24 protein-coding genes, 1 tRNA gene and 2 pseudogenes are annotated in these 18,789 nt (G+C 33.1%); 5 read left to right on the forward strand and 22 right to left on the reverse strand.

Features of this window, described 5'->3' with window-relative positions; translation table 11 throughout:
* Positions 1–10 precede the first annotated feature (10 nt).
* From IGL90_RS11150 to IGL90_RS11245, 20 genes and pseudogenes are all read right to left on the reverse strand, one after another.
* Positions 11–1,300 (reverse strand): PBSX family phage terminase large subunit, encoded by a 1,290-nt coding sequence (locus IGL90_RS11150; RefSeq protein ID WP_002393615.1) that lies wholly within the window; start codon positions 1,298–1,300, stop codon positions 11–13.
* Positions 1,272–2,036, reverse strand: coding sequence for a phage terminase small subunit (terS, locus tag IGL90_RS11155; RefSeq protein ID WP_048737454.1), 765 nt, complete (start codon positions 2,034–2,036; stop codon positions 1,272–1,274). Before terS ends, IGL90_RS11150 begins: the two co-directional genes overlap by 29 nt.
* A gap of 211 nt (positions 2,037–2,247) precedes the next feature.
* Positions 2,248–2,964: a hypothetical protein gene (locus IGL90_RS11160; RefSeq protein ID WP_048737456.1), complete on the reverse strand. Its 717-nt coding sequence runs from the start codon at positions 2,962–2,964 to the stop codon at positions 2,248–2,250.
* 4 nt (positions 2,965–2,968) lie between these two features.
* Positions 2,969–3,349 carry a hypothetical protein gene (locus IGL90_RS11165; protein WP_152679632.1) on the reverse strand — a complete coding sequence of 127 codons (381 nt, stop codon included), beginning with the start codon at positions 3,347–3,349 and terminating at the stop codon, positions 2,969–2,971.
* Between the two features lie 24 nt (positions 3,350–3,373).
* A complete protein-coding gene (locus tag IGL90_RS11170) occupies positions 3,374–4,264 on the reverse strand; it encodes a ParA family protein (protein WP_048737460.1) in 891 nt (296 codons plus the stop codon).
* Between the two features lie 198 nt (positions 4,265–4,462).
* Positions 4,463–4,535: transfer RNA gene (locus IGL90_RS11175), tRNA-Asn, on the reverse strand.
* Positions 4,536–4,757: 222 nt separating this feature from the next.
* Positions 4,758–5,174 (reverse strand): ArpU family phage packaging/lysis transcriptional regulator, encoded by a 417-nt coding sequence (locus IGL90_RS11180; protein ID WP_048737462.1) that lies wholly within the window; start codon positions 5,172–5,174, stop codon positions 4,758–4,760.
* 907 nt (positions 5,175–6,081) lie between these two features.
* Positions 6,082–6,505: pseudogene (locus IGL90_RS11185) on the reverse strand (RusA family crossover junction endodeoxyribonuclease).
* Between the two features lie 17 nt (positions 6,506–6,522).
* Positions 6,523–6,822, reverse strand: a pseudogene (locus IGL90_RS11190) (MazG-like family protein).
* Positions 6,823–7,125: a hypothetical protein gene (locus IGL90_RS11195; protein ID WP_002368214.1), complete on the reverse strand. Its 303-nt coding sequence runs from the start codon at positions 7,123–7,125 to the stop codon at positions 6,823–6,825.
* On the reverse strand, positions 7,122–7,976 hold the full coding sequence (locus IGL90_RS11200; protein WP_430604674.1) for a DNA replication protein: 855 nt from the start codon (positions 7,974–7,976) through the stop codon (positions 7,122–7,124). The genes IGL90_RS11195 and IGL90_RS11200 overlap by 4 nt, the downstream gene beginning before the upstream one ends.
* Positions 7,977–7,995: 19 nt before the next feature.
* Complete coding sequence (locus tag IGL90_RS11205; RefSeq protein WP_002401998.1) at positions 7,996–8,637, reverse strand: putative HNHc nuclease; 642 nt, start codon at positions 8,635–8,637, stop codon at positions 7,996–7,998.
* The gene (locus tag IGL90_RS11210; protein WP_002401997.1) at positions 8,634–9,572 is read right to left on the reverse strand and encodes a DUF1351 domain-containing protein; all 939 of its coding nucleotides are present in this window, start codon (positions 9,570–9,572) and stop codon (positions 8,634–8,636) included. Before IGL90_RS11210 ends, IGL90_RS11205 begins: the two co-directional genes overlap by 4 nt.
* Positions 9,572–10,315, reverse strand: a complete 744-nt coding sequence (locus tag IGL90_RS11215; protein ID WP_002401996.1) for an ERF family protein — start codon at positions 10,313–10,315, stop codon at positions 9,572–9,574. Before IGL90_RS11215 ends, IGL90_RS11210 begins: the two co-directional genes overlap by 1 nt.
* Positions 10,316–10,515: 200 nt before the next feature.
* On the reverse strand, positions 10,516–10,689 hold the full coding sequence (locus IGL90_RS11220; protein WP_002395693.1) for a hypothetical protein: 174 nt from the start codon (positions 10,687–10,689) through the stop codon (positions 10,516–10,518).
* A gap of 11 nt (positions 10,690–10,700) precedes the next feature.
* Positions 10,701–10,886: a hypothetical protein gene (locus IGL90_RS11225; RefSeq protein WP_002364665.1), complete on the reverse strand. Its 186-nt coding sequence runs from the start codon at positions 10,884–10,886 to the stop codon at positions 10,701–10,703.
* A 10-nt stretch (positions 10,887–10,896) separates the two neighbouring features.
* Positions 10,897–11,607, reverse strand: coding sequence for a Rha family transcriptional regulator (locus tag IGL90_RS11230; RefSeq protein ID WP_025188056.1), 711 nt, complete (start codon positions 11,605–11,607; stop codon positions 10,897–10,899).
* A 413-nt stretch (positions 11,608–12,020) separates the two neighbouring features.
* Positions 12,021–12,218, reverse strand: coding sequence for a hypothetical protein (locus IGL90_RS11235; protein WP_010708945.1), 198 nt, complete (start codon positions 12,216–12,218; stop codon positions 12,021–12,023).
* Between the two features lie 34 nt (positions 12,219–12,252).
* Entirely contained in the window at positions 12,253–12,522 is a 270-nt protein-coding gene (locus IGL90_RS11240; protein WP_002414623.1) for a hypothetical protein, read from the reverse strand.
* Positions 12,523–12,536: 14 nt separating this feature from the next.
* Positions 12,537–12,731, reverse strand: coding sequence for a helix-turn-helix domain-containing protein (locus tag IGL90_RS11245; protein WP_010708946.1), 195 nt, complete (start codon positions 12,729–12,731; stop codon positions 12,537–12,539).
* Between the two features lie 244 nt (positions 12,732–12,975).
* Between IGL90_RS11245 and IGL90_RS11250 the strand changes: the two genes are divergently transcribed.
* The 5 genes from IGL90_RS11250 (at position 12,976) to IGL90_RS11270 (ending at position 16,232) form a co-directional block, all read left to right on the forward strand.
* Positions 12,976–13,323, forward strand: a complete 348-nt coding sequence (locus IGL90_RS11250) for a helix-turn-helix domain-containing protein (RefSeq protein ID WP_002401993.1) — start codon at positions 12,976–12,978, stop codon at positions 13,321–13,323.
* A 19-nt stretch (positions 13,324–13,342) separates the two neighbouring features.
* Positions 13,343–13,762 (forward strand): ImmA/IrrE family metallo-endopeptidase, encoded by a 420-nt coding sequence (locus IGL90_RS11255; RefSeq protein WP_370617577.1) that lies wholly within the window; start codon positions 13,343–13,345, stop codon positions 13,760–13,762.
* Positions 13,763–13,851: 89 nt separating this feature from the next.
* Entirely contained in the window at positions 13,852–14,586 is a 735-nt protein-coding gene (locus IGL90_RS11260; RefSeq protein WP_010708947.1) for a DUF4950 domain-containing protein, read from the forward strand.
* A 12-nt stretch (positions 14,587–14,598) separates the two neighbouring features.
* Positions 14,599–14,928, forward strand: coding sequence for a hypothetical protein (locus IGL90_RS11265; RefSeq protein ID WP_010708948.1), 330 nt, complete (start codon positions 14,599–14,601; stop codon positions 14,926–14,928).
* Positions 14,929–15,050: 122 nt separating this feature from the next.
* Positions 15,051–16,232 carry a tyrosine-type recombinase/integrase gene (locus IGL90_RS11270; RefSeq protein WP_104859423.1) on the forward strand — a complete coding sequence of 394 codons (1,182 nt, stop codon included), beginning with the start codon at positions 15,051–15,053 and terminating at the stop codon, positions 16,230–16,232.
* A 102-nt stretch (positions 16,233–16,334) separates the two neighbouring features.
* Here IGL90_RS11270 and rpmG read toward each other — a convergent pair whose 3' ends face one another.
* Both rpmG and IGL90_RS11280 read right to left on the reverse strand, forming a co-directional pair.
* Complete coding sequence (gene rpmG, locus IGL90_RS11275) at positions 16,335–16,484, reverse strand: 50S ribosomal protein L33 (RefSeq protein ID WP_002356321.1); 150 nt, start codon at positions 16,482–16,484, stop codon at positions 16,335–16,337.
* 125 nt (positions 16,485–16,609) lie between these two features.
* Complete coding sequence (locus tag IGL90_RS11280; RefSeq protein ID WP_048737848.1) at positions 16,610–18,748, reverse strand: penicillin-binding transpeptidase domain-containing protein; 2,139 nt, start codon at positions 18,746–18,748, stop codon at positions 16,610–16,612.
* Between the last annotated feature and the right edge of the window lie 41 nt (positions 18,749–18,789).

Here is an 18,789-nt window from a genome sequence, read left to right on the forward strand (position 1 = left end):
TTCCCACCTCCTAATATTGGATAAATCTCACATTATTTTTATCCATATCTTCACTGAAAGCATATCTTGTCGCATCAATTGTATGGTTGTCTTTATCTTCTAACCTAGGTTTAGGATTACCGTCTTTATCAGTTTGATAATCAATATTCTCAAATTCTTTAGCAATGTTAGGAGTTCTTAATGGATCAATACAAATAAAATCCAAATCGCCTAACCATTCTTCGCCATACTCAACAGAATCAGGACCTTTTTTTACTCCGAAAACTCGTGGCATACCATGTTCACTGTTTAGCTCTGCTATTGATTTAGGCTCTGCTGAATCAGCTGCAATTCTATCTGATATATATCCTTTAGACTTAGCTTTATTAGCAAATTCCCTATTACTAATTTTCACACCATAAATTTCATCAATAGCATAGATGCCATTTTTCTTTTTGTCATAATGCCATCTAACAAATGCTAATGGATCAGTAGCATAACCAAAGTCAAGACCATTTCTGATATTGTCAAAGTTAGCAGCCATTTCATCAGTAATACATCCTTTTATTACTCGTAGATTATCAAAAGGAACAACTCCTGAACCAATAGCTTTGCCGTCATACTCCCACTCAGCACGTTTCGGATTCTTAGCCCTCGTAGCATTAACTTCTTCAATAAATGCTTGAGCTATGAATGGATTATCCTTATATGTTGAATGATGAACGAAAGTATTCTCAGGTTGAAAGCTAGATTCATATTTCTTATTAACCCATGATTGTCGTCGCTTAGGAGGATTGTACGAATAAAAGAATTTATAAAAAAGACCATCTGCTAATTCACCACGTAGCAATGAGTTAGTTATGGTTTTTACATCATCTTCTGTTTTAAACTCGGCTAATTCCTCAATCCAAGCTATAGCAAATGGAAATCTTGAATCCTTTAATGACTTAATTCTTTCTGGATTCTGTGCGCCACGAAAAACAATATAATTCCCCCTAGGCTTATAGGTGATTTTCATAGGACTTTTATTTACTTTAAAATACTTAGACACACCTTGTTCTTCAATTGCCCACTTAATCTGTTCAAAAATAGATAGCTCAATCGTATTATCAACGTATCTAATGGCCACAGCATTTACAGGATATCTCATAATCAATTGAACGATTATGTGCGCTATGCCAGATGATTTACCTGACCCACGGCCACCTTTTTCAACAACATGTAATATATTTGAGTTTAATGCTACCTTCCAAGTAGTATGAAATGCTTTAGGAAGAAATTCAGATAGTTTTTTACTCATATCCATCACCTGATATATCATCAATAAAAACTGGCATATCCATGTCTCCACTTGTAGCACCTAAACTAGCTTTAGCTTTTTCAGTTTGAACTTTCAACAATTGTAATTTGGCATCATTTGCTAGCAAGGCATTCTGTTGCTTAACAGCCTTTGTTAACTGATTGCTAATTCTAGTCAACGCATCTTCAATAGCTAAGATGTCATCTAACTTTCTAAATGTTTTACGAGTTACTTGAACGTCTTGCATAACTTCACGTTTTATTTCTAGCTTTATACCGTCTTTTTCAATCGGTGTTTTAATTTTCCTTAGCTGTTGTAACCGTTCAACTTCTTCATCATTTAGTCCTTTTTCAGCTTCTTTGATACGTTTCATCATTCTAAACTGCCGTACCTTTAATAAGCGAATCTCATCATTCAAAATAAAAAAAGGATCATCATTCATGTTAGAATAGATGTCCTTTTCTTCGTCAGATAGTAAGTCAGCAAATATTATCTCATATTCACCTGTTTTTACTGCATTCTTATTTCTTTTTGGTGGCGAGGCTCTTTTATTTCCTTTATTACCTATAGCATTTTGATTGCCTTTAGGTGCACCCCTATTTGTAGGTTGCACCTCTTTGGTTGCACCCCCTCTTTCCCATTTATCACGTTTTCTCCATGACTTCAATGTGTTGGGAGGTACAGAAAGCTTTTCGGAAATATCCTTGTATTTCCAACCTTCTTCATAATATTTCTTTGCTTGTTCCTTTTTATCCATTTAAAACGACACACCACCTCACAATGCTTATTGAATTGAGTTTTGTTTTTTTATTTCTGTTCTTAATTTATTGAGACTCAAATAAGTAAAAATCAATACTAATCTTCTACTTATTTGAATTGAATATTCTACTTGTCATTTTATCTACTACAATAGTTAAAATGCTTCCTCAATGAGTACCCTACCTTTAATAACGACTATTTTCTCGCATTCATTTTGATATTTTTTTCATTATGTCTTTTTTAGATATTTTGGCCAGACATTGCTTCTTCCTATTTTTTTGATTAATAGTGAAATTTTCGCTTTCATTGATAAAAAAACTTTCTTCTATAATATTAAATAAAAAATGTTTCAAGTTTTTATTTAACTTACGAATTTTTTGGTAGTCATAAGGAGTATTATTTTCATATCTATCGCTCAATTGCTTTACGCCATCTATTTCATATTTAGCATGTAATATATCCGAACCGATTTTGAATAAATTATTAAAATAATCTAATTCTTTCTTATAATTCACATACATATTAGATTTTTTTAAATTTGTATCCCAAAGAGCTCTATAGCTCATTTTAGTCACTTCTTCAATATTTTTGCCAGGAGTTTCTATTAAAAATAATGTTTTTAAAACATTTTCAGATATCTGCCTTAATATTGCCTCGACGATAAAATCATCATTAAGCGGATAAACATATAATAGCCTTAAATAAACTATCCTAATTTTAGTTAAAAAATTCTTTACCTCTGAAGAAATATTTTCATGTTCTTCATAGAGTTCTAAAGCCCATAAAACTTGTATGAATTCAACTAAAACAGGAAACATATTATTTAAATCATTATCATTTTTTTTTATTATCTTGGCAAGTGTAGTATACTCGTAATTTTTTACAATGAATTTTAAGTAATTACTAACTTCTTTGTGAATATTCAATCCTCTATTCACCTCTACCAAATTTTTCTAAAACATCATCTATAGAATTTCTTTTATTTTTCTTAGATGTCACTTCTTGAATGTCTTGGATTGAAAATAAATAATTTACTGTTTCCTTCTGTATTTTTTTAAGTTGATCTGCATCCATTTTCTCTATATCCCTAATAATTCTAGATAAAAGAAGTGTTCTACTTTTCATTACATAATCTTTCACAGTAATATTAACTAATTCTAAAAATACAGAAATTTCACTATTTCTTTTAAATATAGTTTTGGATAAAATAACGGCCGATATCAAACCATACAAATTTATCCTCATTATATCAATCGATTTAGTTTCTGACTTAGTAGCGAATGTCGACAAATAATATAAATCGTTATCCATAAGCATAAATATCTCCTTCGAATTTTATTGAATTTCAGTTACTTTTTTTATAAATTCCTGAGCAATTAAAGATAGATTACGTTTTGAGATTTCACTATTACTATCCACTATACAATAACCAATATTTTTATATAACTCTGTGTTTTTTTGGAAATAGTTGTCAAATAATGGCATATCCCATTCTTTTAATATTTGACTGCTCTTAATTTCTTGTATTAAATTTTCTACACCTACCGATGGCTTAGACTCAATATTTGTAAAAACCACTCCTAATTTTTCCAATGGCTTATTTTCAAAAAAAGTATCGTGTTCTTTTTGTATATATTCTACTACTTGAAGTAACAAATCTATGCCTAAAATGGAATACGCCTCAGGCCTTACTGGGATTAAATAATAATCTGAAGGTTTTAAAGCCAACACCGTATAAGAGGAGTATGTGGGAGGACAATCAATAAATATAAAATCAAACTTTTCCCTTAACTTGTTCTCCTTTATAAATGTATGCAAACTATTTTCTAAAGTCGCACTGTTTAAATTTCTTAGTGAAAAATCTATACCTAACTCTCCTGGTATTATTGCTAGCCCTTCATCATTGTCATTTAAGTGTTGCACTACTTCATTATAAACTGGTACAGAGGATGCATTTCTATTAATCATATTTTCGATGCTAGCCATAGTTTTTTTGTACTTTTTTTTATCTTCCGTACTTTTGTATATCACTTGTTTTTGAGTGAATTTATATATGTCAAAAAGTGACTGAGTAAGGTTTGCTTGTGGGTCAACATCAACAAAAAGTATTTTTTTACCCCCTTGTTTGTGTAAAAACAAACCTAGTTCTTTACAAAGGGTTGTCTTACTTACCCCACCCTTCATATTTATAAAGCTCACTACTTTTCCCTTACTATTCAAATCCATATTTCCCCTCCTAATAGATTTATAATTTAATATTACCAAAAATCAATGAATTTAACTATTATTATTTATACAACCAAAAAGACTGCACGCTGAAAGTGCAGCCTAAGATAGGAGGGAAAATCTTAACCGTCGTTTGATCGTAAAGGTAGTTACATTTGACTTATTGACGATTATTTATTTAAGTAGCTATGCTACTTACTGGAATAACGAGACTCGAACTCATGACCTTACGATTAACAGTCGTATGCTCTACCAACTGAGCTATATTCCATTAAAGTGTCACTTGCAAACCTGTAGAAAAAAGAGGAGGTTATTCACCTCACTTCATTTTATTGAGAACGTAAGTCTGCAAGTGACCATCGAAAGACAAAGTAAACGGTGACTAAACGAGAAAGTGTGTAATGTGTCCATTTCTTTGACTTTCGATATTACTATATTAGCACTCAAATTCGTATAAAAACCGCCAACTTTCCGCCAAAAAACCGCCAAAATTTTATTTATAGGCAATTATTTTTCCATTTCGATAAGCTTCAGCAAATTCAATTAAAGCTTCTGATTTCATACGTTGAATACTTCTTTCAGAATATCCAACTTCTCTAGCAATCTTGTAATTAGAGTAATGATCCTGCACACAAAAACTGTATTGCAGAATTTGTCTACTAGTCAAACTCAAAGCCATAAGTGCAGATAAAATTGCATCTCTTTCTGCTTCTGCATCAGCTAATTGTACCAGTGCACCTTCTGTTTTGTTTCCGTGGCTTTGGCTTTTAGGCATCTCTGTAATAATTGGTGATTTTAAATCTATCAAAGAGCGACCAGCTATTCGCTCTAAACGTCTAAAACTCTTCAACACATTTCTAGCATTCGCTTTTGTTTGTCGAAAATCTACTTCTTTTAACAATAGAATCAAGTGAAATCGCTCCTTTTATGGTATAATAATTTATAATAAACATATCATCATTTAAGAGTTGCTTAGCGGAAACTAAGTAGCTTTTTTTATTTATCCAAACATATATAAGAAATGCTTATTCTTTGCTCATCAGCGACTCTATATGATATAAATTATACTAAGAATACTATTCCAATAGCTATTCACTTCTCAGCCAGTCGGCGGAAACCGACTGGCTATTTATTTATCGAAATATTCATCACTCATACATGTTTGTAGTCAACAAATTATTGGTTGACTATAAAGAAAACAATAATAATTCTACAATATTTTACAATCTTCCATTCGTCATCTTTCACATCATCTTTATTCATTTGATATTTTCCATCTAATAAATATTTTTGGCATAGAAGGTATTTTCAAATCTATTTTTCAATGGTATAATCACTTTAACTTTCTTGGGGATTTTATTTATGAAATAAATTTCCTCCTTTTCTACATTAACTTCTGGTAAACAGTTAATAGTAGTACACGTCTCTGCAAGAGATTTATTGTCGATTTTTAATCGGCTTTTTAATAGCACTTTATTTGGGGAAAGTGCTAACTCACACCTAAAGAACAACTGGCGGAAAACAGTTGTTTCTACCACATAAGTCAGCTAGTGGTCAGCTGGCTTTTTTTGTTGCCTTAAATTTCATAGTAATGTATTATTAATTGTCTCTATCTGAGATGAAAATGTATCTATAACTAGCTAGCGGAAACTAGTTAGTTTTTTTATACTATTTTTTATTGGTTTTAAAACTACTTAGCTTTTTTATATAAATGTGAACGTCGAATAATTGAATATTAAATTCTTTAAATTTAAGCATCTTCTTTACTCGCTTTCTAACCGAATAATTCTCTTTGATCTGTTTACCCGTTTTACCCACTACACTTGTTCCTCCAAACTTTTAATTTCTAGTTCTGTTCGTGGTCGCATACTGTACAACTTTTGACAAACCATTACAGCAATTTGACCATCGTTTTTATATAAAATACCTTCAGCAGCATCAGTGACTGCTTTGAAATAATTATCCAAGTCAGGTTTCTTATCTCAATATTTCCGCTCTAATTCCACTTCTAAGCGTTTTTTTTAGAACTTAATAGGGATTAGGAGTAGCGATGTAAAACGTAATATGCGCAAAAATATCCCCTTTTTCAATCAATTCTGGTTTTTCCTTTCGTAGATACACTTTTATCTTTTGTTTATAGGCTCTCATAGCGCTATCTTCATAGGTTTGGACATAATTCCCACGTCTTGCAAACCTCGGGCGACTTTGCGGTTTTGGTTCAATTGGTAGAATAATTCGCATCTCTTCCACCTCAAACCTTACAAATCGGCTTCTTTGACGAATGCTCCATTTACCATCTTCCCTTGGCGATTTTTGATTTCGCTATATGCTTGATTTACGCATTCGTATAAATCCATGTTATTTTGCATAGCGAGAATAATTAACGTCACAACCACATCACCAATGCCATCTCTTAGGTCGTTTTCGTTGTTTCTTGCCAATGCAGCGACAACTTCTCCGACTTCCTCAATCACTTTTAGCATTTGCTTTTCAGGTTCCGCTTTATCTAAACGCTTTTCTTCCGCCCATTCTTACACTAATTTAACTAATTCATTCATCTAAAATTCCTCCCCGAAATCTAATTCACGTTTTAGCTTGCTGTGAATCGATTCTAGCTCTTTTTTGTATTCTTTGACTGTTTGTATTGTTTTACCACTAGAAAGCACATAATCGCGTTCTATTGCGACGAGAGCCTTACTTAAATTGCCATAATAACCAATCAAAGCGAGTGATTCTTTTTGTGTACCGTCTTTATCAGTCAAAATGGTTAACTCTCCGTGTTCGTTTCGTCTCGCTTTATTTACGATTACTTGCTTATCATCACTAGTAATTCGATAATCAAGTACTCTCATTTCAATCATGACTTGCCCTCCAAAAATTCTTTTATTTGCCTATCAAGTTCAGCTTGCTTTTCTGGTGATAGTTTTTCCTCTTCTTGTTTTGGTTCATTTACCCAATCTGGTAATTGCTCTTGTCTAACTGGAGGATTCGTATATCTTGCTTGCGTTGTCGTTTCAGACAAGTCGTATTCATCGTTAAAACGTTCATCACGTATCCAACGAAACAATTCTTGTGGATGGTACCAATCGTTTAATTTAATATACGCAAGATAGTCTTTATATCCTTTTTTAAACGACTCTAAATCTTCTTCCGTCTTGAACTTCTTTAAAAATTGTTCTCTAGCTTTTTTCTTGTTGGTTTTCTTTGGATAAGTTTTCCAAACTTTTTCGAATAATTCAGGCATAGTTGAGCTTGGCTCAACACTATTCTTTTTTTTATCCTTAACTAACCTATCCTTACCTAACCTAACCTGTGTATCCATTTGGTATCCCATACGGTTGCCATCTGGTATACCAAGATGGTTTTCACTCTCTATAACCTCGGTTTTAAAGGTATATGCCTTACTATTTTTCTCAGCTAATTCAGCCTTTTCTTCTTGATATAGAGTTGGTTTGTATCGATCATTTCGAATATAGTTATGAATTTTCCAATGCTTGATAACAATAACTCCGCTATCAAAAACTAAAATAAATCTTTTGGCCATTAATAGCTTTAAATCATCATCTCCACATCCAACCATTCGTTGAATTTTCTTAGGATTATTAATAAACCCATCATCATCCGCTCGCATTGACAGATGAAAATAAAGAGATTGAGTTGACAGCGGCATGTCTAAAAATGCATCGCTATCAATGATGGTCTTTGCAAACATTCTTCTTTCAGCCACCGTTCTATCCTCCTATGTTTAACTTTTTACGTTCTTCGATGTTTAATTTGACTGGTTTAATTTGATACTTATTCAAGAAGTTCTTAGTGCCTACTTGGTGTTCCTCTTGATGGTGCTGACGGCAACCAGCATAAAATGTGAATGTCTCATGATTAATTTTTTTGCGATTTCGCCCCATGCCAACAACTTCTATATGGCAAATATCAGCATGTTTACCACAAATACAGCACTTACGATATTTCAGGCAGTAATAAAACCATTTGTTATTTTCAAGCAAGTATTGGTATCTTTTTTCAAGTGGTATATCGTTTTTCAAAATGAACTCAATTAAGAAACCGATCCACTCAGTCGCTTCATTCTTGGTAGCTCTACTATGTTCAAAATAAACACCACTCTTAGCTTCGTAGTAGTATTTCAAGACACTTTCAATCCATTTAGGTTCGTCATAGCTCCAACGTGCCACATCGGCTATTAGAACGTGAGAAAGTGCATTCTGTTTTTGAGACATCTGTCGATTATCTAAGAATTCAACTTTCGCTAAATTATCATCGTTATTAGCCAGAAGTTCGAGAAAATTTGAATTTATTTCATCCTCAAATTCGATGACCAATTTATTTCCTATGTGGTTTATTATTTTTCCAATCACTCAATCACTTCCACCATAATGCCACTATCAACTATAAACTCATTAAGTGCTGTCAATTGACTGTGCGAACCTGAAAGTCGTAATGTTACTGTATTTTTATTTGTATCTTTTACTTCCGCTTTTGGTGATAGTTCACTGACTATTTCTCCTGTATTTTTGTCAATTACTTTATCTTCTACGACTGTTTCATTTAATTCTCGCATTGCTGCTTCATATTCTTCATGTGCTTTCTGTTGTTCTATAGCCCTTTGTTCAGCGGCTTTTTTCTTTGCTAGTGCAGCATCAATCTCAATCATCAATTCTGCAGCTGTTTTTCCGTTATCAATTTGACTTAACCACGAGTAAGGCTCTAATCCTAATGCCTTTACATAATTTTCTATAATCGCTTTTTCTCCTATAACTCGCTCTTTTTCTTTAAAAATCATTGTCATATCGGCAGCAATTTCTTCTAAAGTTTTTTTATTTATTTCTCCTTTTGCAGTAAAAGAACTCTTATTTAACCAGTTATTTCTAATACCTACTTCTTCTACCTCAACGCTATAGTTTTCTGACATTTCTTTAATAGTATCTTTGATTTTTTCAAGCCTCTTAGAACGTTCTGTTTCTTCATATAATTGGATACTTTCGTTGATGCCATCACTTACTAACTTAATTTGTCCAACATAAGTTTTAATTTTGTCTTCAAACGATTTCAAGGGTTTGTTATACTCGTTTTTTATTGCTTTGCGCTCATTATCTAAAAGTGTCGCCACTTTATTTAAATCCGCTTTTGCTTGCTTGGCTTCTGGAATATTCGCATCTGTAAAAATCATACTTGAGTAATGATTTACTGCTTTATCAACCATTTCTTTTAGTTGCGATTCGTTCTGAATTGTTATTTCACTGGCTTTAAAATCTACTTTAAACTGCACATTTGTTGTTAATTCATTTGTCATTACCTTTGCCCCCAGTTAATATTTTTTACTTGATCATTTGTATTGTTTTTATTGATCTCTATTTCATAGTTACTTTTCCACTTATTTAACTGTCTCATTGCTTCTGGATACTGTTTATCTGTCATACTGTCTAATGTTTGTGCACCAACATGTTGCAACAATCCATTTCTAACAACTTGCATATCGCTTGAGCTTAGTTCCGCTACTTTTCTTATTAAATCGTTCATCTCTGATATTTGTTTACCATTAACCAAATTTATTGGTTCTTTAGCATCAAGCTTCTTTTGAAATGAATCAGGATCATCTTTATCTGTTGCAATATTAAAAAATTTCAATAAAAAATATTTTTCTGCATAAGTTAATGCTTTACCTACACCCTTCTCACCAGCAATATCAACACCTTGTGCATACCACTTTGATTCCAAAAAATCTTCTGGATTATCAATATTAATCCAGCGCATAGTCATCTCAAGTTCAGTAAAATATGTTATTCTTTGTTTCTGTTCCGTCTGTTTCGTGTACTTATTGTATTGATTTATAATCTCTATCTGGTCCTTAACTTTATGGCCTGTAATTGCTGGCTGTAATAACAATCCCATTTCATTAATTTTTGAATGTAAAGCTCCTAGGACATCACTTGACCCAACATAATTAAATTGACTTCCTGATTGTTCTTTTTTTAAATAAGATACTTTTTTTCTTACTTCTGCTAATCTTTGATAAACATTTAGTTGTTCAGCCATTTAACAAGACCTCATTTCTGTGATATAATTTTTCTTGTATAATTTTTGTATGCGACTTATTGCTTGCCGGCTTAAGTCGCTTTTTTGTCGTCATGCGACACCTCTACGCTCTTTTTGTTGCGCAATGTATATTTTATTTTTTTGTTGCTTGTACCATAAATCAGCAAGTTTTTTTGTTTGTTCTAATTTGTCTTTTCTTGTCACTTCTTAACCTCTCTATCTTCAAGTGCCAGATCATAAAACAGTGTCCAAATGATGAATAAGCCGATATAAATATTTTGGATAATCGGATTAAAATTTCCGCCTACTATCAACCCCAATCCGAAAACGATTAGCAACACTGCAATTCTTCTTAAGTTATAAATTTTTCTCATTTCATTTCTCCTTAAATATGCATTCTATTTTGAATCTCTAAGTATCTTAAAAATTCAAGTTCTTTTTCAATTTGATATGCTTTTCCTTCGGTCAGTTGTTCTGATTGTCTAAGCGCTGCTCTATCATCTTGTAGCTGTTTACGCTCTTTTTTGATTTGGTTGAGTATCCAGCTTTCTTGTTCAGTTGTATAAGCCATAATATTCTCCCTACGCTATGTCGTTTAAGTCTAAACTCATTTGTCTTACAACTGTTTTTGTGGCTGTGGACGGCTCCCAGTCATTGATATATTCAATTACCATTGGATAATGTTTTTCTCTTAATTGTGATCTGGTACCCACGCCTGTAATTTGCTTAATACCTGAATTAATATCTTTGTATAACTTTCCACGCTGTTCCTTTGTGATTTTCCCAAATCCTCTTGCAACTTCTGCTACTCGTTGATGAACTCGACGTGATAAGTAGCCATAATCATCTGCACCGATTTTTTGATTGTCTTTTAAGTCGGCTACTTCTTTTTCAATTACATCTACACGCTCATTTGTTTCTTCATTTGCTGATAAAGCAAGCATCGCCAATTCTCTTTGAGAGGTTGGAAGTTTAGGCTGTTGAATTTCTTTTTCCATTTGATTAAAAGCCTCAATATATTTCAGTTTGAATTGCAAAGCTTTTTTACCTGTGAATCCCATTGCTAGTAGTGTGAATCCGTCACGGTTCATAATTACTTGGCGATAAGACTGTTTGTTTTGCGGATGAATATAGTTATCTTCGTAAAATAGGTCTGCGTAATTTTCCGCAACCCCCTCTTTTAAATCATCAATTGCTGCTAAAACATCACGATGGTTTTTATTAAATGTTTCGGCAACTTGTAAACTACTTGTTACTGCTTGTTGGTCTTTCATTATTACTAAATTTGTCATTTGGTTTACTTCCTTTCTGGTATAATTTTCTTATCAGCAAGTGCTCTGCTGAAATAACTGATAAGGTGGTGAGGTAATGTATAATGTTGTAGAAAAATCTATCCCCTTTTTAGAAAAATATTCTTTTTGGGTGTCGATAGCGTTATTTTTATTTTGGGTTATCCAAAAGAAAAGTAAGCTGTATATTTCTTATTTAACTAATAAAGCCAAGAACAATTACGAACGAAAGTATTTTGAAATTTTTGCATACAATGAAAAAAATAAAAATCATCAAATACAATTAACTAGTAGCTGGCTTGACCTTTACAAAAGTTACTGGAAAAGAACAAACAATACTCTACTTTTGTCATTTATTTTTGCGTATATCTCTTTCAATACAACATCTTATTTTAGAAACGATTCAGATAACTTTTTTAAACTATTAACCATTTCCACAAGTCTGTTCCTAGCTGGATTAACATACATCCAACAGCTATACCGAGAATAAAGATGAATGCTTGAACAAACAAAGATTCTTTATATCTATTTTTCGCCTTAGTATCTTCTGCCAAAGTACTAAGGCTGTTTGCAATGCTTTCCAATGCAATAACTGTTCTTTCATCCGTATTCATATTATTTCCTTCCTAAATTTCGCTTGCCCAAGATTTATCTTTTTTGTGATAGAAGCCATCTGCGACACTCTTCTTTGTCGTAGAACTTCCCTTGTTTACTTACTGATCCATGCGGAAGACCTAGCTTCTCCCATTCCCTTATTGTTGTAGTGGATACATCGAAATATTTTGCAATCTCTGTTTGATTTAAAACTCGCTTATCAATTGAGGTATCTCTTCGTGCTTTTTCTATTTCATCAACAATAATTCCATGTACAAAATCCCTTAGAGAAGCTTCATTTTCTGGAGTTAAAATCACTTCCATTTTTATACCCCCTTCTAATCTCCTTTTGTTTTTAAAAGTTCTTCCATGCCAACACCTAAGTAATCTGCAACTTTTTTTAAATTTTTTGCAGATGGCATCGACTTGTTCCATTTAGAAATAGTTCCATTAGAAAACTCTAAATCACGTTCGATTTTGTAGATAGATAAAGCTTTTTCTTCAGAAATACATTTGATGCGTTCATAAAGCAATTTTCACACCTCCTAGAAATGAATAATATTTTTTGTTTCTGGGGTATTGACTTATAATAGAAAATATTCTATTATAAGTGCATAGAAAATAATCTAAAAACAATATTGTCCTTAGTCTTTTTATTCTATGTTATACCATCCAGAAATGTGAGAGTTTCTTGTACTTCCTGAGTACATGTGTATAATATCATAGAATTATTTCTAATGTCAATAACTTTAATAGAAAAAATTCGGAGGTATTTTGATGAGCACATACGAACGTGTTAAAAAGCTTGCTGCTGCAAGAAAAATGAGCATCGCGGAATTGGAAAGAGTTCTAAATCTATCAAATGGAATGATTTCTAAATGGAGTAAATCTAAACCCAACTCAGAGCCACTTTCTAAAGTAGCTGATTATTTTGACGTATCGACGGATTACCTATTAGGCCGTACTGATCTACCACATGGCGGTTTAACTAAAGAGCAACGAGAAATGACTATTGAAGAAGCAATAAACTCTGTTATGAGTCACGGCGGCAAAGAAGTAACTGATAATGACAGAGAAGTCTTAAAAAGAATAGCAGAGGCGTATTTGGAAGGTAAATACGAATAAAAAAAGAATTTTTGAGAAGGTGCGTTGCTTGGATAAACAGATTGAAGAAATAGTCAAGATTTTAGGAACTACTGTGATTTACGATGAAATTGAAAATAATGCTTATTACATGACACGCTTTAATTTAATAGTGGTAAATGTAAAGCTTTCAGAATTTGAACAAAAAAAAGCTTTACTGCACGAGCTCGGTCATGCTTGTGAGCACCAAGAGAATTATCCCCTGTACAAAACAGCATATGCTCTTCGTTCTAAAATGGAATATGAAGCGGATTGTTTTATGGTAGAAAAATTATTAGATGAATATTTAAACAGTACGGGTATTGCTCCAGAAAGAATCAACTACATGAAATTTATAGAAGATGCCAAAATAGATGCGCGCTACGAAGATTGGGTAAAGACTCTACTGTTTAATAAGTTGCAAAGAATAAACTTTGCATAAAAAAAGCCCGTGCGACAACACGGACTCAAAACCTCGTTTCGAGATTTACTCATAAAAACATTATATCAGAAGTGAGGAAGGTTTTAAAAATGAAAAAAATTGTTTTTCTAGGTTTATCATTATTATTGCTATCTGCTTGTTCGAATAACACAAAAAAAGAAACAAATGTTAATAGTTCATCTACAAACATCTCATCAAGCGTTAAAGAATCATCAAGTGACACAAAAGAAAAAAGTCAAAGTTCTACGTCAACAGCATCCAGTGTTGTAGGTTCATCCACTATTGAAGAACGAACAGTTCAAGCAAGCCTAAATGATTTTGTCGGAGGTTGGGGTATCCCTCAAAGTGATAATTTATTTTTTATAAATGCTGACGGAACTTTCTCTAGCACTACTCAATCAAATGTTCCGCTCCAAAATTTAAATTTTTCTGTTGATGCAAATGGTAATCAAACAATGTCATATGTTTTGAATAACACTCCAGGAACATTAGTGAAAAATGCAGATGGTACTTTGGCTGCTGGCGGACAGGTCTATAGTTATCTTGGCAATATTACGATGGAACAATTAATAGAAAGAAACAATCAAGGTCAACAAAATACTGCCCAACAGGAAGTGCAAGAGTCAGAAAATATTATACAACCTTCTACTCCCGAAATTAGTCAACAATCTCCCGAGCCAGTCACGGAAGTTTATGACCAAGTTAGAGATGGCGAAGGCGGCCGTCAAGTAGCTGAAAGAAACGGAATAACACTTGAAAAATTACAAGAACTAAATCCAGGTATCAGTGGATATATGCCCGGACAATCATTACGAGTTAAATAGAGGAGATTTTTTATGAAAAAGATTAAATATTTTATTTCAATGTTGCTATTAATTGTTACTTTTGCTGCTTGTGGAACTAAAGAAGTAAAGCCTGATTATACAACTAATGAAGCCGAAACAGCGCTAAATAAGGGAGAGGATTTAACAGGAAAAACTGTTCAATTCACAGTTGATAAATATGTACCTGATGGATCATTAGGATATACGATTCAAACTGGAGAACACTTAAATTTTATTTCTTCTGAAAATCCAAATGTAAAAACAGGTGATACAGTTATTGCAGAAATAAAAAAAGTTGAGAACCTTATGGGGTCTTGGATTATTACTTTCGATAAAAAATAAATTACCCTTCTCTGGCGAGTTCTATCGTGTTCGATTCACGATAGGGGCTTTAAAATCAAATAAGGAGGTGCTAGAAATTTGTCATTCCCTCTGTTCGCTTGCCCAAGTGGAAAGGATAAAAAATGGCAACTTTTAAACAATACACAAAAAAAGGACAAAAATACTGGAAAGTAACTGCCTATTTAGGCGTAGATTATTTAACTGGTAAACAAATTAATGTCACTATCAGAAACTGTAATACAAAAAAAGAAGCACAGCTCAAGCTTAATCAAAAAAAATTAGATTTTGATAATGGAAATCTAGCTAACGAGCATACTCGTTTAACCACTTTTGAAGAAGTTTATTATATGTGGTTGGACGAATACAAAAAAACAGTTAGGGAATCCACATTCATAGCTACTGAGCGACGTATGAAAAAACACATTTTACCCACATTCGGGAAAATGAGACTTGAGCGTTTAACAGTAAAGATCGTGCAAAAATCTGTTAATGAATGGTATAAAAAGAATGAAATGGGAAAAGTACTTTTGAGTTACGCTTCTCGTGTTTGTGACTATGCTGTTGGTTTAGAAATAATAGACTCAAACCCATTTAAGAAAATAACTAAGCCTAGTTCGCTAAAGAAAGTAGAAAAGAATACAAAAAGAAAGTTCTATACAAAAGACGAACTGGAACATTTCTTAAATACAGCTGATAGCATTGCCAATCAAGCCAAAGAAGAAAGTTTAGTTCTAAAATACTATGCTGACTTAGACTGTGCTATTTTTCGCTTACTTTCTTTTACTGGTATACGTGTTGGTGAAGCTTTAGCATTGAATTGGAATGATATTGATATTAAAAAGCAGGTAGTTAATATAAATAAAACTACTGCTATCAGTACAAATGGATTGACTATAAACGATCCTAAAACTCCCAATTCTATTCGTAAGATTTCTTTTGATAACAAGACTGCTTATATCTTAAAAAAATGGAAACTTAGACAGTGTGAGGCTTTAATGAAAAAAGGTGGGTTTAAAACACAACTTATTTTCACAAAAATTGATGGTACCATGTTCCGAAGTCAAGACATTTACCAACGTTCCAAAAGATTGGCAGAAAAAGCTAACTTACATTCTATTGGTTGTCATGGTTTTCGGCATACCCACGCAACATTATTATTCGAATCAGATAATGTTAGGTCTAAAATAATCCAAGAACGTTTAGGACATTCTTCTTTACAAATAACTATGGATACTTACACTCATGTTTCTGATGAAGTTACTAAAGAAGCAACAGATGCTTTCAGTAGCTATGTAAATTTTTAAAATAGCAAAACTACATCAATAACTAAATCAGTAAATTACTAACAACAAAAAAATAGCCTAGAATCCTTGTTGGATAAGGATTCTAGGTTCTATCTAACTAAATTATTTAGTTTCACGGTGTAAAGTAACTTTTCTTTCACGTGGGCAATATTTTTGTTTTTCTAAACGATCAGGATTGTTACGTTTATTTTTATTTGTTAAGTAGTTACGTTCTTTACAAGAAGTACACTCTAAAGTGATGTTTACGCGCATGTTTTCCCCTCCTACTAATAATTGATCTTTCCAAGAGATTTCTTAGACTTGAATATCATACCATTTTTTTTGTCATTTGACTACCCTTTTGGGCAAATTTGTAAAGTAGTTCTACTTTACAAATTTTATTTTTTGTACATTTCCATATACGCTTCTAAAACTTCTTTGGCAATCGTTTGGTTTGGTTTTGATTCTTCGTCATTTAAGTGTGGTAAAACAACGCTAATTGCAATTTCAGGGTTTTCGTAAGGCGCATAAGCCACCAAGTTACTATTAACCGTCGTGTGAACAACTCCGTTAGCATCCTTTGCTTGCGTTTCGGCGGTCCCTGTTTTAGCAGCAATCGAAAACTTGTCTGATTTTAAACCTGGTGCCGTAGTCAATTGACTAGTTCCATTTACCACATTATAGAAACCTTGTTGAAGAATTCCTATCTGGTCTTCAGAAATATTCACCTTATTCAAAACTTTTGGTTCGATTTCTTTCAAAATTTTTCCTAAAGCTCCATTTTCATCATTGCCATAGATGCCTTCTACCACATGGGGTTGTACGCGGATACCATTATTTGCGACAGTGGAAACGTACTGTGCTAATTGTAATGGTGTGTAGTTATCATATTGTCCAAATGATAAATCTAATAGATTTCCGCCTTTAGGCGCTTCAGCAGGATCTTTGAAATCTTTATTTACATATCCAGGACTTTCACCAGGTAAATCGATGCCTGTCTTAATCCCCATTCCATATTCAGCATAAGCGTTTCTTAGCTCTTTGAAAACTTTGTCATCGCCAATTTCATACGGGAAGACCATATTAGGATAGTAATTTACACCCATTAGTTTAAACACAACTTTCATCATGTAGGCATTAGAAGAGTACTCTAATGCTTGTTCAGCAGTTAATTGCATTTGTGCATTACGACCACCACTATTCCACCAAGAAGCTTTTGGATTTGTACCAGCTAAAATAATTGGTTCATCTAATAGAGTATCATTTCCTTGTAATACTTTCGCCTCATAACCAGCTGTTAAAGTACCTGCTTTCACAACAGATCCAGGTACCTCAAAGTTTAAAATAGGCCCTAAAGGATTAGGTGTGACTTCTCCTGTCTGTAAATCATGACTAACTCCGGACATCGCTAAAATAGCTCCTGTTTGAGGGTTCATAGCAACGACATACGCATTTTCTGAGTATGGTCCAATGGTTTTGACTATTTGTGAATAGTTTCGTTGTAAAATTTCATCAACTTTGTTTTGGAAATTTGAATCAATCGTTAATTTTAAGTTGGAGCCTTTTTCCCCTTTGGAAATTGGGGTTTGTGAAACAATCTTTCCGTTATTGTCTAAAACGACTTCTGATTTTGCTTTTTTACCTTGTAGAACGTCTTCATATTGTTTTTCTAAATAGCTAGTTCCAACACGGTCATTTCGTGCATAGCCTTTTTTCAAATATTCATCGACTTCTTCGGCTGGCAATCCTTGTTTTTCAGTTGAAACGGTACCCAACAGGCTACGTAATGCACCACTTTGAGAATAATCACGCGTCCAATCAGTCCCTGTTGAAACACCTGATATTTCCGCTGTGTGTTCACCAATTGTCGCAATTTCACCTTCTGTTACCCCTTCATTCTTGATGAAGACCGTGTTCATTTGTGACGCGGCATTCATTCGTTTAAAAATCGTCACTGCTTGTAAGGTTCGGTCATCAAACGCAATTTCTTCAGGGGTGACTTTTTCAACTGCTTTGGCATACAATGTGCCTTCGTCCGTAATTTTGTTGCCTTTTTCATCTTCTTTATCTTGATCGGTTAAACGGGCTTGGGCTGCTTTTAAATTTTCAGGATTCGCTAACCAATAATCTTTTTTGTCACGATCCGTTAAGTTTGGATCAACTGGAACGTTAATAAGTTCGTTAACTTTATTCGCAATCGGTAAAATATCTTTTCCTTCAATATTTTTTCCTCGTGTGTAAGTGATTGCTAAATTGGCTTTGTTAGAAACCAAGGCTTTTCCTTGTGAATCATAAATTTGTCCTCGAGGGGATGGTGTCGTGATTTGCAGTGAAGAATTGGCAGTGATTTTTTTGTTAAACTCTTCTCCTTCTACAATCTGTAAATACCCTAAACGGACAATTAATGAAACAAATAAAGTGAATATCACAAAAAATAATAAGTTCAATCGAAAAGGAATATGTGGCTTTCTACCTCGTTGACTCTTTGCTGCGGCATCTGTTTTTTTTATTTTATCTATAAATGAGTTTTTCTTCATACCTCTAGTCCCTTCACTAAAAAGTTTCGCATTCTCATTGT

The sequence above is a fragment of the Enterococcus sp. DIV1307a genome (assembly GCF_050537425.1).
GTDB classification, from domain to species: domain Bacteria; phylum Bacillota; class Bacilli; order Lactobacillales; family Enterococcaceae; genus Enterococcus; species Enterococcus faecalis.